General features: G+C 54.2%; 13 protein-coding genes. 6 read left to right on the top strand and 7 right to left on the bottom strand.

Annotated elements, in window-relative coordinates; translation table 11 throughout:
* From parC to B2R48_RS16715, 3 genes are all read left to right on the top strand, one after another.
* The coding region (gene parC / locus B2R48_RS16725; RefSeq protein WP_297002733.1) for a DNA topoisomerase IV subunit A at positions 1–2,014 on the top strand (2,014 nt) is incomplete at its 5' end.
* 236 nt (positions 2,015–2,250) lie between these two features.
* Positions 2,251–2,796, top strand: coding sequence for a TRAP transporter small permease subunit (locus B2R48_RS16720; RefSeq protein ID WP_062954803.1), 546 nt, complete (start codon positions 2,251–2,253; stop codon positions 2,794–2,796).
* Entirely contained in the window at positions 2,796–4,169 is a 1,374-nt protein-coding gene (locus B2R48_RS16715) for a TRAP transporter large permease (RefSeq protein ID WP_062954806.1), read from the top strand. Before B2R48_RS16720 ends, B2R48_RS16715 begins: the two co-directional genes overlap by 1 nt.
* Before the next feature lie 144 nt (positions 4,170–4,313).
* Here B2R48_RS16715 and B2R48_RS16710 read toward each other — a convergent pair whose 3' ends face one another.
* From B2R48_RS16710 to motA, 4 genes are all read right to left on the bottom strand, one after another.
* A complete protein-coding gene (locus B2R48_RS16710; RefSeq protein WP_213473252.1) occupies positions 4,314–5,408 on the bottom strand; it encodes a TRAP transporter substrate-binding protein in 1,095 nt (364 codons plus the stop codon).
* A 171-nt stretch (positions 5,409–5,579) separates the two neighbouring features.
* Positions 5,580–6,329 carry an arginyltransferase gene (locus B2R48_RS16705; protein ID WP_297002727.1) on the bottom strand — a complete coding sequence of 250 codons (750 nt, stop codon included), beginning with the start codon at positions 6,327–6,329 and terminating at the stop codon, positions 5,580–5,582.
* 119 nt (positions 6,330–6,448) lie between these two features.
* Positions 6,449–7,402: a flagellar motor protein MotB gene (locus B2R48_RS16700; protein WP_297002725.1), complete on the bottom strand. Its 954-nt coding sequence runs from the start codon at positions 7,400–7,402 to the stop codon at positions 6,449–6,451.
* A 37-nt stretch (positions 7,403–7,439) separates the two neighbouring features.
* Positions 7,440–8,294 (bottom strand): flagellar motor stator protein MotA, encoded by an 855-nt coding sequence (gene motA / locus B2R48_RS16695; protein ID WP_062954818.1) that lies wholly within the window; start codon positions 8,292–8,294, stop codon positions 7,440–7,442.
* A gap of 256 nt (positions 8,295–8,550) precedes the next feature.
* On the opposite strand from motA, the gene B2R48_RS16690 reads away from it, so the two are divergent.
* Positions 8,551–9,033, top strand: a complete 483-nt coding sequence (locus B2R48_RS16690; protein WP_062954819.1) for a flavin reductase family protein — start codon at positions 8,551–8,553, stop codon at positions 9,031–9,033.
* A gap of 69 nt (positions 9,034–9,102) precedes the next feature.
* Here B2R48_RS16690 and B2R48_RS16685 read toward each other — a convergent pair whose 3' ends face one another.
* From B2R48_RS16685 to B2R48_RS16675, 3 genes are all read right to left on the bottom strand, one after another.
* Positions 9,103–10,323: a threonine ammonia-lyase gene (locus tag B2R48_RS16685; RefSeq protein ID WP_213473246.1), complete on the bottom strand. Its 1,221-nt coding sequence runs from the start codon at positions 10,321–10,323 to the stop codon at positions 9,103–9,105.
* 108 nt (positions 10,324–10,431) lie between these two features.
* Positions 10,432–10,632 carry a hypothetical protein gene (locus tag B2R48_RS16680; RefSeq protein WP_297002717.1) on the bottom strand — a complete coding sequence of 67 codons (201 nt, stop codon included), beginning with the start codon at positions 10,630–10,632 and terminating at the stop codon, positions 10,432–10,434.
* A gap of 45 nt (positions 10,633–10,677) precedes the next feature.
* Positions 10,678–12,165: an aldehyde dehydrogenase family protein gene (locus tag B2R48_RS16675; protein WP_213473244.1), complete on the bottom strand. Its 1,488-nt coding sequence runs from the start codon at positions 12,163–12,165 to the stop codon at positions 10,678–10,680.
* Positions 12,166–12,408: 243 nt separating this feature from the next.
* Between B2R48_RS16675 and B2R48_RS16670 the strand changes: the two genes are divergently transcribed.
* Positions 12,409–13,593: a type III PLP-dependent enzyme gene (locus B2R48_RS16670; RefSeq protein WP_249741934.1), complete on the top strand. Its 1,185-nt coding sequence runs from the start codon at positions 12,409–12,411 to the stop codon at positions 13,591–13,593.
* A gap of 157 nt (positions 13,594–13,750) precedes the next feature.
* Positions 13,751–14,861: AMP-binding protein (locus B2R48_RS16665; RefSeq protein WP_297002712.1), on the top strand; the 1,111-nt coding region annotated here is incomplete at its 3' end.

Genomic DNA, 14,861 nt, shown 5'->3' with positions numbered 1-14,861 from the left:
TGACGTGATCGGTAAATATCACCCGCATGGTGATCAGTCGGTTTATGACGCGCTTGTTCGTTTGGCGCAGGATTTCGCGGTGCGTTACCCGCTGGTCGACGGTCAGGGCAACTTCGGTAACATTGATGGTGATAATGCGGCCGCAATGCGTTACACCGAAGCGCGCATGACCGCAATTGCAGCCGCCCTGATGGATGGCCTTGACGAGGACGCGGTTGATTTCCGACCGACCTATGATGGCGAGGAGCAGGAACCGGTTGTCATGCCGGCGGCCTTTCCGAACCTTTTGGCCAATGGTGCGGCCGGTATTGCCGTGGGTATGGCGACCAATATTCCGCCCCATAACGTTGGCGAATTGTGTGCGGGTCTGATCAAGCTGATTGATGACCCGGAAACATCCATTGCACAGCTTGCCCGTTGTGTGCCGGGCCCGGATTTCCCGACCGGTGGTGTTCTGGTAGAGCCACGCGAAAATATTCTGGAAGCCTATGCCACGGGCCGCGGATCCTTCCGTCTGCGGGCCAAATGGGAAGTCGAAAAACTGAGCCACGGTCTGTATCAGGTCGTGATCACCGAAATTCCCTATCAGGTACAAAAAGCCAAGCTGGTTGAACGCATCGCCGATCTGATGGTGGCTAAGAAATTGCCGCTTCTGAACGATGTCCGCGATGAATCGACCGATGAGATCCGCCTGGTTCTGGAACCGCGTACCCGCGCGGTCGAGCCGGAACACCTGATGGAAATGCTGTTCAAAAATACCGAACTGGAAATCCGGTTTGGTCTGAACATGAACGTTCTGGATGCGGATAACACCCCGCGGGTCATGAACCTGCGTGAAGTTTTGCGTGCGTTCCTTGCACACCGTCAGGAAGTCCTGATCCGTCGTTCCAACCATCGGCTGGCCAAGATCAATCATCGTCTTGAAGTGTTGGAAGGCTATCTTGTTGCCTATCTCAACCTGGATGAAGTGATCCGTATCATCCGTTATGAGGATGAGCCGAAAAACGCATTGATGAAGGCCTTCGATCTGACCGAAGTGCAGGCCGATGCAATCCTTAACATGCGTCTGCGGTCTTTGCGCAAGCTTGAAGAGATGGAAATCAAAAACGAGCACGCCAAGCTGACCGAGGAAAAACAAGGGCTTGAAGCGCTCCTTGCCAGCGAGAGCATGCGTTGGGAAAAGATCCGTGACGAGATTGAGGTCATGCGCGAAAACTTTGGCAAGAAAACAGCCATTGGCAAGCGCCGCACCGAAATTGGCGATGCGCCAGAAGAAATTGAAGTGCCACTTGAAGCCCTGATTGAACGTGAACCGATTACGGTGATCTGTTCGAAAATGGGCTGGGTGCGTGCGTTGAAGGGTCATGTTGCAGATGTCAGCGACCTTAAATTCAAGGATGGTGACGAGCATCGCTTTGCATTGAAGGCCTTTACCACGGACAAGCTTTTGATCCTGTCGACAGCCGGGCGTTGTTATACCATGTCGTGTGACAAGCTGCCGGGCGGTCGCGGACATGGTGAGCCAATCCGTCTTTCGATTGATCTGCCGCAGGAGCATGACATCGTTTCGATGGTCGTTCACAAGGACGGACGTAATCTGCTGGTGGCAAGTTCCGGCGGACGCGGCTTCCAGGTGGCCGAGAAAGAGGTGGTTGCGCAGACCAAGAACGGCAAACAGGTCCTTAACCTTGGCACTGGTGAGGTCGCCAAGATTTTCGAGCCGGTCGAATGCGATCACGTGGCTGTTCTGGGCGATAACCGAAAGCTTCTGATTTATCCGGTTTCGGAAATCCCGGAAATGACCCGTGGGCGTGGTGTAATCCTGCAGAAATATCGCCAGGGTGGCCTATCGGACTTGATGCTGTTTAACCTTGAAGACGGTCTGAGCTGGACCATGGGTGGCAGTGAAGGGCGTACGCGAACTGTGACCGAACTCACTGAATGGATCGGCAAACGTGCAGGGGCAGGGCGCTTGCCGCCAAACGGCTTCCCGCGGTCCAACAAGTTCGAATAACGGCCGATGAAAGACGTTTAAGAAAGCCGGATGGTGTGACGCCATCCGGCTTTTTCTTTGCGCGGGTGGCGAAAAATGATGCAGTACCGAACATTTGTTACATTTCCCGGCAGAAATGGCCGCAATTCGGTGCAAAAGATATAGCGTTTTGGATGGTTAATATGTAACTTCCCAACCTGTTAAGCAGGATGCCCGCAATTTTCCTGTGAGATTCAAAAAGGGCTTGGGAGTGAAAAGTGAGATTTCTCGGAAATTTCGTCCGCGTGATCGACAGTCTTAATGACTGGATCGGACGCGGAGTGGCCTGGCTGGTGATCCCGATGGTCGTGATCACGTTCTTGGTGGCCACATTGCGTTACGGCTTCTCGATTGGCTGGGTGTCGATGCAGGAAAGCTACATGTGGCTGTATGGCATCATGTTCATGGTAGGCGCCGGCTATACGCTACTGCATGGTGGTCATGTCCGTGTTGACGTGTTCTATCGTCCGGCTTCGGCACGCTACAAGGCATGGGTTGATCTTTTTGGATCCCTTTTCCTTCTGGCACCGGTCATCATCATGATGTTGATGTACAGTTACCCTTATGTTGCCACGAGCTGGCATCGCCTGGAAGGCTCACACGAAACGGGCGGGCTTCCGGGATTGTTCCTGTATAAATCAGTGATCCTGATCTTTTGTGTCCTGATGCTGCTTCAGGGGTTGTCGCTTGCGGCACGCAGCATTCTGGTACTGGCGGGTCACAAAGAGTTTGAAATTCAAGAAGAAGAGCACGAGGGCGTCTGATGTCGGGGGAAATTCTTAGCCTGGTAATGTTCGCCGTTGCGTGCGGCGTGCTTCTTCTTGGTTTTCCGGTTGCCTTCTCGCTTGCGGGCACCGGTCTTGCTTTTGCGCTTATCGGTAATTCGATGGGCGTGTTTGATATGCCGCTTCTTGGCTCTTTGCCGTCACGCTATTTCGGTGTGATGACCAACGAGCTTTACGTTGCGATCCCGCTGTTTGTGTTCATGGGGGTGATGCTCGAACGTGCTCGGATCGCCGAGAAGCTCCTGACCACCATGGGCATGCTGTTTGGCACCATGCGCGGCGGCCTTGGTATCTCGGTTGTTATTGTTGGCATGTTGCTGGCGGCATCGACCGGTATCGTTGGTGCGACGGTTGTCACCATGGGCTTGCTCAGTCTGCCAGCGATGCAGAAAGCCGGATATGATCCGAAACTTTCGACCGGTGTGATCTGTGCATCGGGTACCCTTGGTCAGATCATTCCGCCATCCATCGTTCTGGTTCTGCTGGGGGATATCCTGCAGGGGGCTTATGCCGAAGCGCAGCGTTCGCTGGGCAACTGGGCACCGGAACCGATTTCGGTGATGGATCTGTTTGCGGGTGCATTCATTCCGGGCCTGATGCTTGTCGGGCTTTATATCGGCTGGATCATCATCAAATCATTGATCGATCCTGAATCCGCCCCGGCACTCGTTGAAGGCAAACGTCCCGAAGGTCTTTGGGGCGAAGTTCTGCGCGCCTTGCTGCCGCCGGCTTTGCTGATTGTTGCGGTTCTTGGCTCGATCCTGACCGGTATTGCGACCCCGACAGAATCAGCGGCCTTTGGTTCCGTAGGTGCGACCATTCTGGCTGCGTTCTATAAGCGTCTTGATATGGCTGTGATGCGCCATGTTGTGCGCCAGACCGTTCAAGTCAGTGCGATGGTGTTTGTCATCCTGCTTGGTGCATCGGTGTTCTCGCTGGTGTTCCGTGGTCTGGGTGGTGATCATCTGGTCGAGGAATTGCTGCACAACCTTCCGGGTGGTGTCTTCAGTGCGATGCTGGTCGTGATGTTGCTTATGTTCTTCATGGGCTTCTTCCTTGATTTCATCGAGATCGTGTTTGTCGTAATCCCGATTGTCGGCCCGATCCTGCTGAAGCTTGATATCGATCCGGTTTGGCTGGGTGTGATGATTGCGATCAACCTGCAGACCAGCTTCCTGACGCCGCCATTTGGCTTCGCGCTGTTCTATCTGCGCGGTGTCGCCCCGGCGGCGATCAAGACGCTTGATATCTATCGCGGTATCATTCCGTTCGTGGTCATTCAGATGCTGGGCCTGTGTCTTGTTGCAGCCTTCCCGTGGCTGGCGACCTGGCTGCCAAGCATTCTGTTCTAAGCCGAACGCACACATACTTTCGAAGAAAAAGGCACCCGGACGGGTGCCTTTTTTATGTCTGACGACCTTGTGGCGTGTCAGGGCAGGGCAAATAAAAAGGGCTGGCAGATGCCAGCCCTTTGTCGTTTTCCGGTATCGGAGAACTTAGTATTTGAACGGCAGGATACGTGCCTGTGCGAATGCCGATTCCGAGAATTTCGACCATGCGATCGACTGGGTACGGAATGCGATGAGGCTTTCGAACACTTCCTGTGACAGCGGGTTCGAAGCAACGAGGTCACGCAGGACTTCACCGGACAGTTTGCCCAGGTTGGTGAGAATGTCGTCAGAAAACGGACGAACATCAACGCCGTGCTTGTTACGCAGGGTATCAAGCGCCTGAACGTTACGGGCGGTGAATTCAGACAGAACCATCTGGTTCACCGCGCGGTTTGCCTGCTCGACGATTGCCTTGAGATCATCCGGAAGTGCATTCCATGCATCCAGATTGATGAAGTTGTCAAGAACAGTCGCCGGCTCGTGCCAACCCGGGTAGTAGTAGTATTTCGCCGATTTATACAGGCCGAACGCCAGATCGTTGTACGGGCCAACCCATTCGGTCGCGTCAATTGCGCCCGACTGCAGTGCCGGCGGAATTTCACCACCCGGAAGGTTCACAACGTTGGCGCCAGCGGCTTTGACAACTTCGCCACCAAGGCCCGGAATACGCATTTTCAGACCTTTATAGTCGTCAATGGTGTTCATTTCCTTGTTGAACCAGCCGCCCATCTGGGTGCCGGTGTTGCCCGACGGGAAGAACTTACAGTTCAGTTCTGCATAGACCTTGTCGGCCAGTTCCTGACCGCCACCCCACTGGAACCATGCATTCTGTTCCTGTGCGTTCAGGCCGAACGGCATTGCTGCGATATACTGGGTCGCATCAACCTTGCCCTTCCAGTAGTACGGCGCGCCGTGACCCATTTCGACAGTCCCGCTGCCGACAGCGTCGATGGCTTCGAATGCCGGAACAATTTCACCAGCGCCGAAAACGGTCACTTTCAGACGACCTTCGGATGCCTTGGTGATGTATTCGGCAAGAAGGTTCGCACCGGTGCCAAGGCCCGGGAAGTTTTTCGGCCAGGTGGTGACAAGGCGCCACTCACGGACGTCCTGGGCAATTGCCGGTTTGGCGAAAGTTGACGCGGCAGCAGCAGTCGCACCTGCTACAGCAGCGCCGGAAAGAAATTGACGACGTTTCATTGGTTACAACCTCCCAAAGATGCAAGCTCATGATTTATCAGTAAAAGCCGTTCAATCGGCTATGAACCGCAGCTTATATGCGTCTGCAAGGGTAGGCAACCGGGGATCGAGTGGTTGCGTAGGACTTTAGTCTAATAAGGAGGGGTGTCCAGATTGTAGAGGGCAATGGCGTTATTGATCGGACTGGCTGTCCGCGTCTTTATCTGCCATTGAGACCCACTGACCGTCCTGGAAACCTTCAAGCGGCTGGAAGCGCATTTTATAGGACATCTTGCGACACTCTTCGATCCAGTAGCCAAGGTAGATATGCGGAAGCGATAGCATTTTGGCTTCATTGATCAGATCAAGAATGATGTAGGTGCCCAGTCCGCGACGGTCTTCTGCCGGATCGAAAAAGCTGTAAACCGCCGACAAGCCGTCGGCCAACGTGTCGACCAAAGCGACGGCAATCAGGCTGTCATCCTTGCGGCGATACTCAAAAATCGAGCTGTCTACAGTACTGTCTTCGATCATTGCGCGGTAATCACGTGCATCCATCCGCGCCATGTCGCCATTACCGTGGCGGGCATCCTGATAGGTGCTAAAGAGCTGATATTGCTCTTGTGTTGCGGTCGGTGGCATCACCGTGCGGACAAGATCGCTATTTCTATTGTTTATGCGGCGAAATGATCGGCCGAGCTTAAACCCGTCACAGCATACCCGTACCGGCACACACGCGTTGCAATCACTACAGGCCGGAAGATACGCAATGGAATGACTGCGGCGAAAACCTGAGCGCGACAGCAGATCATGGACATTGTTGGCTTCCGGGCCACGCAGTTCGGTAACCAGCTTGCGTTCGAAGCGGCCGGGCAGGTAGGGGCACGGCATCGGTGCGGTCATGAAATAATGCTGTGTCAGGCGCCGCTGGTTAACTGTCATTTCGTCCGATCAGTTCCGGTCATATCAAAGAAAGCTACTCTATGAGATTAGGTGCTGTTTATGACAGTTTAAAGGCCTGACGTTCAAAAGGGCACTGAATTCTGAAGCGTTGTCCGAAATCACTGCTGTGCAGGAACCGAGAATGTCGGGCGACGCTTTGTTTCGCCTTGTGCCGGTTGATCGGCCGGGGCTGCGGGGGGTGCGCTGGCCGGTGCAGACTGATTGTCTGTTGCTTCGCCTTCCGTGGCTGTACGTTCACCAGTCCCGCGCAGCAAAGTAATGCTGATACGGCGGTTGCTTTCATTTTCCGGTGCTTCGGGCAATAGCGGATCGGTGTCAGACAGGCCGGCTACCTTGGCAAACCGAGCTGTATCAAGACCCAAACCTTCAAGTGCCCGCCGTGTTGCCAGCGCGCGGTCTGCCGACAGTTCCCAGTTGGAATACCCATCTGTGCGATTGAACGGCACAGCATCGGTATGGCCTTCGATTGAGACATCCTGAGGCATGTTTTCGATCACGCCTGCGACCTGTTGCAGCAAAAGGCGCGTATGTTCAGCCATGGCGGCACTGCCGCTCGGGAACATGGCAGTGCCATCTTCGTCAAGGATCTGGATGCGCAAACCTTCATCGGTGTTTTCGATGCGAATGTTCTTTTCAAGTCCCTGAAGTTCTTCGTTAGCTTCAATCGCCTTAAGGAGTTCTTCCTGGGCCTCGTTGAATTCCTGTTCTTCCATCTGCGCGACCCGAATGGCTTCGCGTTCTTCGGGCGTTTGAACCGGTGGGATATCCATGCTGACGGTAGGTGCTCCGAATTCAGAACGCAGAGCGCCTTCTTCGGCAAGGCTGGTCCCGCCCAGCAAACCGCCAGAGCCGGATTCATTTTGAGAGATTGTTTCCGGCGTGAAATACATCGACACGCCCTGCAGCTGTTCTTCCGTCGCGCTTGAAAGCAGCCAAAGCAACAGGAAAAACGCCATCATTGCCGTCACGAAGTCAGCATAGGCGACCTTCCAGGCGCCGCCATGGTGGCCGTGGCCACCTTTCTTTACTTTCTTGATGACGATATCAGGCATGCGTCATGGGTTCCCTAGGCCTTGGCGTTCACTGAAATCAGACGGACGGTGCGTCTTGCAAGGCTTCGTCAAGTTCCTTGAAGTTCGGACGGAGGTCGTGTGGCAGGGTTTTGCGCGCAAATTCGACAGAAACTTGCGGTGCGTAGCCCTGCATATGACCAATCAGTGCCGCCTTGATGCAGTTGTAGTACTTGGCGTCGGTTTCAACAGTGTTTTTGATGATCGATGCTGTCGGACCCACAAAGCCATATGCGCCGAGAATACCAAGGAAAGTACCAACAAGGGCGGCTGCAATCAGCCCACCAAGGATTTCTGGCGGTTCAGTAACCGAACTCATGGTGACAATCACGCCAAGAACCGCGGCCACAATACCGAGTGCAGGAAGGCCATCGCCAGCTGTCTGAACTGCGGCAGCAACAGCGTGCTCTTCCTCGTGATGGGCCTCCAGTTCCTGATCCATGACTGCTTCAAGTTCATAGGCATTGGTTGTGCCAAGGGTGAGCAGACGGAGATAATCACACATGAATTCCAACGCGTGATGGTCTTTCATCAGCATCGGGAAATTGGAAAAAAGGTTTGAGCTTTCCGGATTCTCGACGTGGCTTTCAAGCGCAAGGTCACCTTTGGACTTTGCCAAGCGAAAAACCGCATACAGGCAAATCAGGAGCTCCTGATAAGCGGCCTTTTTCTTGGGGCCTTTCATGGCACGCAGCGTGTAGGTGAAAGATCTTTTGACAATACCCAACGGGTTGGCCGTCAAATAAGCACCGAAGGCGGCCCCGAAAATGATCAGGACTTCAAGCGGCTGGACAAGAATGCCAAATTCCCCGTGCGGTAGATAACCACCGAGGACAGAGCCGATTACCACGATATAACCGATTATCAAGAACATTCTGTTTTCTACTCCGCTACCCCAAGCAAGACACCTGAACCGTTACCCAAAGCTCATTGAAATATATGGTGTCTGCGCCCGTGCAGATCACGTTTCTGGTATCTATATGCTCTTATTAAGTTTTAATCTTGTTAACATCGCGTTTAAATTAGCAGCGAGTTAGGTTTGACAGCGCGGTGATTAGACGCCATTTTCCCCAAGCCCTGCAGATGGGTGCGTACACCATCCGAATTTGTATATAAGAGCATTCTTAAATATGTCTTTCTCTCCGCGTGATTTTCGCGACTGCCTTGGCCAGTTCACAACTGGTGTGGCCGTTGTTACGACCCGTACCGCCGACGGCGCAAAAGCGGGAATCACCATCAACAGCTTTGCCTCGGTATCGCTTGAGCCAGCTTTGGTCTTGTTTTCGGTTGATCATCGTGCAGCAACGCATGCGCTGTTCACCGGGGATGCGACACGTTTCTGCATCAACATCCTGAGCCAGGACCAGAAACAGGTTTCCGAGCTGTTTTCTGCACCCGGTCAGGATGGCTGGGAAAAGGTCGCCTATGAGGATGACAGCCTTGGTATGCCGCGCCTGACCGGTAGTGTTGCTGCTTTTACCTGTGAGCGCCACGCACTGCATGAAGGCGGCGATCACAGCATCATCGTTGGCCATGTGCGCGAATTGGTGATGGGCGAAACGGGGGCACCATTGCTTTATTATGGCGGCCGTTATCGCGCCTTGGGCGATTAATTCTACGTTGAAGCACACAAGTAAAAAGGGCCGCGGTGACATACCAGCGGCCCTTTTTCTTTTCCTCGATTAATCGAGCGAGGTGTTACCGAGCAACCGCCCGCCAAAGCCTTCCTTGATGAGGCGGTCGATCACGTCCTGACCATGGCGGGTATCGCGGACTTCAAGCACCATATCGACGTCGGTTTGCTTGGCGGGCACATCATAGAAATGGCGCTGATGATAGACTTCAATGATGTTTGCCTCTTCTTCGCCGATCAATGCGCTGATGGTGGACAGTGCGCCCGGGACGTCCGGAATTTCGATCCGGACACGCACAAGACGCCCTTCACGCGCCATTCCACGCATCAGAACCTGCGCAAGCAAGCGGGTGTCGATATTACCGCCACTGACAATCAGACAGACTTTCTTGCCCTTGAAGCGATCCGGGTGATCCAGCAGGGCTGCGAGCGGGGCTGCACCGGCACCTTCGACAACGCTTTTCTCGATCTCGATCATCATCTGGATGGATCGTTCGATCGAGCTTTCTTCGACCAGAACGACGTCATCAAGCTTTTCCTTGCAGATTTCAAGCGTCAGGCCGCCGGGCTGTTTGACAGCGATGCCTTCGGCGATGGTGACGCCACCGCCCGTGAATTCTTTGCCGTGCATGCCTTCATACATTGACGGGTAAAGCTTGGTCTCAACCCCCACGACTTCGATATCGGGGCGTCGTGACTTGATCGCGGTGACAACACCGGATGCCAGACCGCCACCGCCAATCGGCACGACAATGGTGTCGATGTCTGTATTTTCATTGAGAATTTCGAGCCCGACGGTGCCCTGGCCTGCGATAATATGTGGGTCATCAAAGGGGTGAACAAAGGTCAGGCCGCGTTCCTGCTGGATGCGACCGGCGGCCTCAAGGCTTTCGGCAAAGACGTTGCCTGTCAGAACGACTTCGGCACCGTGCGAACGCGTATGGTGGACCTTGGTGTAGGGGGTGTTTTTGGGCATTACGATTGTGGCGGGAATGCCAAGACGCTTGGCGTTATAGGCAACGCCCTGCGCGTGGTTGCCCGCCGAGACGGCGATAACACCCTTGTCGCGTTCTTCTGGTGTCAGGCTTGCCAATTTGACATATGCGCCACGTTCCTTGAAGGACGCGGTATATTGCTGGTTTTCAAGTTTAAGATAAACTTCGGCCTGGCAAATATTTGAAAGCGTTAATGATTTTACCAGTGGTGTTTTCGCGACGATGTCTTCGAGCAAGCCCGATGCGCGAACAATGTCGTGATAGGAAACAGTCATAATTTCCATGCTCCTGCGGCCACCACCTGTCTGGTATGGTGGCAATAATATCATGTGTTGGGTGAAAAACGGTAATCAACCGGACCTGTCATCCGCAGATGACAGGGATCACATTCGCAGGTCGGAAATCCCAATAATCATGGCGATCACACCGGCACGAAGCGTCGGGCGGGAGTGTGATTCGAGGATGTCAGTAGCTGCAGACATAGCCATGTACTTTCCGGGTTTGGATGTGTTTGAGAAACGCACCTTTGCGGATTGCACGCGGAAGGTCAAGTACGCGAAAAGAAAAACCGGGTTGCGTGACATGCAACCCGGTTCCCTGATGTTCTTTGTGTTCAGCCAGTTGGCGCTTTATTCCATGTTCAGAATCACGGTCTTCTTGTAGGTGAAGTGTTCAAGCATGCTTTCAAGCGATGCTTCCTTGCCAAGTCCGGAAAGTTTAATGCCGCCATAGGACAGGTTCGGTTGCACCACGAGGTTCTGGTTGACCTGCACAAAGCCCGCTTCAAGGCGTTTGGTTGCGACAAGTGCAGTTTTAAGATCCGTTGTCCAGACGGTCGCGGCCAGACCAAAATCACTGTCATTGGCAAGTTCAAGGGCCTCTTCAAAGGTTTTGAACTTGAAGACACAGGCGACCGGACCAAAAATTTCTTCCCGGGCAACGCGTGCGTTTGGATCAACATCGGTAAAGATCACCGGGCGGACGAACAGGCCATCGGAAAGGGCGCTGTCAGTGGGAAGGGCGCTTAGTTCATTTTTGGTTGCGCCTTCTTTTTCACCGGTTTCGATATAACCGCAGACCTTGTCGAACTGTTTGCGGTTGATGATCGTGCCGATGTCGGTTTCCTCATCCAGCGGGTCGCCCATTTTAAGGCTGTTGACCTTGTCAATCAGGCGTTTGACGAATTCGTCATGCAGGCTTTCATGCACCAGCATGCGCGAAGCCGCCGTGCAGCTTTGACCCTGACGGGTGAAGCGCATGCCACCAATCGCACCGGCAATCGCCTTATCAAGGTCGGCATCACCCATGACGATCATCGGCGACTTGCCACCGAGTTCGAGTGTGACCGGAATGAGTTTTTCGGCTGCGGCGCGATACACCGTGCGGCCGGTCTCAACCGATCCGGTGAATGAAACCTTTTTGACGTCCTTGTGTTCGACCAGCGGGCCACCGCAAGACGGGCCAAAGCCCGAAAGGATGTTGAACACACCAGCTGGAAGAACTTCCTGCATGATCTGACAAACGCGCAGAACAGCAAGCGGGGTGTCTTCAGCGGATTTGACGACGACCGCGTTACCAGCAACCAGTGCCGGGGCCACCTTGATGGCCATCAGCATCATGGGCACGTTCCACGGAATGATCGCACCGACGACGCCCACGGCTTCGCGGGTGGTCAGGGTCATCATGTTCGGGTTGAACGGAACCGTTTCGCCCTTGAGTTCGGATGCCAAGCCACCGAAGAAAACAAACATGTCGGCCAGAACAGATGCCTCCACGCGGCTTTCGGTACGAAGGGCCTTGCCCGATTCCAGGGCAACCAGACGTCCGAGTTCTTCGGAGTGGGACATCAGAATGCGACCACATTCGGCCAGCAACTTGCCGCGTTCACGTGCAGGGCGTTCTGCCCAATCCTTCTGGGCGGCTTTGGCTGCTGCGACGGCGGCTGCGACATCATCGGCGTCACCATCTGCGGCCTGACCGATGACCTTGCCCGTTGCAGGGTTGAGAACATCAAAGCTCTTGCCGTTTTTCGGGGCGACAAGTTTTCCGTTGATCAGGTGATAGCCAGACAGTTCCTTGGCCAGAACGGTTGGATCAAGGATCGGATCGATGGGCATTTCAGGCTCCCTGTAGGTTGATGTGCGAGTGCGGGAAACCGCGTGGGGCGCACAATATTGGTTATTTGGTATTGGTTTACCAAATTATCGACAGGACGACCCAATATCAAGCGCAATTAGCACCCTAATCGGTGCAGAGCATATGCAAGTCGCATGACAGGGGGCAAAAGGGCTGTTACCCTTGGCAGGCTAAAAGGCCAGCCCGGCGGCGGTACGTGTCTGGGCGCCTGATATTCGCAAACGATGGAGTATATTGTGCCACGTCATTTCGATACGACGTTCGATGTTGTTAAGGAACTCAAACCTTCCTATCCGGTGTATTGCCTAAGACCCAATATTCTTCGAGAAACAGCGCAGCGCTTTGTCGAAATGTTCCCGGGAGACGTCCTTTATGCGGTGAAGTGCAACCCGCATCCGGAGGTCATGCGATATCTTCATGAAGGCGGGGTGCGCCATTTCGACACCGCATCGCCAGAAGAGATTTCCATCGTGCGCCGCCAATTCCCGGGAATGAAGGCCTATTTCATGCACCCGGTCAAAAGCCGTGATGCAATTCGTAATGCCTATCGGGTGTTCGGGATTGATCACTATGTGATTGATACCATCGAAGAACTTGAGAAAATCCGCGAGGAGACCGAGGGCGATACGAACCTGGTTATCCATGTGCGTCTTGCGACCCCGCCAGCTGGTGCGACCTATAACCTTTCCGCCAAGTTTGGTGCGCGTCCGATGGTGGCAGCCGAGCTTCTGAAGAAAGTCGACGAATACGGCTATCACGCTGGTCTGTGTTTCCATGTCGGGTCGCAGTGCACCACGCCAACCGGTTACCGAATCGCGGTCGAACTTATCCGTCAGGTCGTCGATTTCTCGGGGGTTAAGGTCAAGCATATTGACGTTGGGGGCGGTTTCCCCGGTCAGTATATGAACCAGCGCGGGGCTAGCCTTGACGAGTTCATGGACGAGATCAAGGATTGCATCCGCTGGCTAGATATGCCCGACACGACTTATATGTGCGAACCGGGCAGGGCGTTGGTTTCCAGTGGTATTTCCCTGATCACGCAGGTGCATCTGCGCAAGGAAGATACCCTGTTCATCAATGATGGTGTTTATGGCAGCCTTTCGGAGACAGTAACCGGGCAATTGCGTTATCCGGTGCGCCCGATGCGCATTGATGGCGATTTTGATCCGCATGAAACGCTCGACTTCACGATCTATGGGCCGACCTGCGACAATATGGATGTCTTGCCGGCAACTGTGACCTTACCTGCCGACATTCGCGAAGGTGACTGGATCGAGTTTGGTCATATCGGCGCCTATAGCAATGCGCTTGCCACACATTTCAACGGGTTCCATCCCGAGGTGCAGGTAACGGTTGGCGAAGCGTTCCCTTATATCGACGGTGAGTTTCCGTCGGTCGCGATGGACTAGGGCGTAAACACAAGGGCGTTGCGAAAAACCGATAAAATTGATCATTGCGGTAAAAAGGTACTTGTTTACCTATAATGGTTGATTGCACTATGCTGCCCGCACGAATGACCGGCAGGGAGACCTGCCGGTCAGAACGATTTCTTGGGGAAGCAGTATAGTGACCAACAGCCTTTTCATGCGTATCCGTGACCGGTTTCCATCAGACCTGTCTTCGGTGCTGATCGAGACGCCCGGTGGCAAAACCTATAGCTATGGTGATGCAGAAACAGCATCTGCCCAGATTGCCGGTCTTCTGACGTCGCTTGGTGCGAAAAAGGGCGACAGGGTTGCTGTCCAGGTCGATAAATCCCCCGAAGCACTGTTTCTTTATCTTGGCTGCATTCGTGGGGGTCTTGTGTATCTGCCGCTGAATACCGCTTATCAGGCGGGTGAGCTTGCCTATTTCATGGATAACGCATCGCCGGTGATCTTCGTGTGCCAGCCCCATCGTGAGGATGAGGTCAAGGCCATCGCGAACGAGCAGGGCGTCGCGCATGTTCTGACTTTGGGCATGGAATCCGAGGGCAGCTTGATGGATGGGGCGGCATCGCAATCATCGGACTTCGCCCCGGTTGCCTGTGATGATGACGCACTGGCGGCCATTCTTTATACCTCGGGCACAACAGGCAAGCCCAAGGGGGCGATGATGACCCAGATGAACCTGTGGTCCAACGCGGCAACGCTCGAAAAGCTGTGGGGCTTTAACGGGGACGATACGCTGCTGCATGCCTTGCCAATCTTCCATACCCATGGCCTTTTCATCGCGTGTCACTGTGTGATGCTGTCGGGATCAAAAATGTTCTTCTTGCCGAAGTTTGATCGCGATCAGGTAATGTCCCTTTTGCCGCGCAGTACCGTGATGATGGGGGTTCCAACCTTCTACGTCCGTCTGTTGTCAGGCGAAGACTTTACCGCCGATGTTACATCAAACATGCGGCTGTTCATTTCCGGGTCCGCGCCGCTTCTGCCCGAGACATTCACCGCCTTCAAGGAGCGCACCGGCAAGGCGTTGCTGGAACGTTACGGCATGACAGAAATGGGCATGGCGACATCCAACCCGCTGGATGGCGAACGGATCGTTCATACGGTCGGTCCGGCATTGCCCGATGTGGATATCCGTGTATGTGATGAAGACGGCAATGTTCTGGGTACGGACGAGATCGGCGTGCTGGAAGCTCGCGGGCCGAACGTTTTTGCCGGTTACTGGCAGATGCCCGAAAAAACCGCCG

It is taken from the genome of Thalassospira sp. UBA848, assembly GCF_002295455.1.
GTDB lineage: Bacteria > Pseudomonadota > Alphaproteobacteria > Rhodospirillales > Thalassospiraceae > Thalassospira.
Note: the sequence above shows the minus strand (reverse complement) of the source record. Positions and strands in the feature narration are given on the sequence as shown.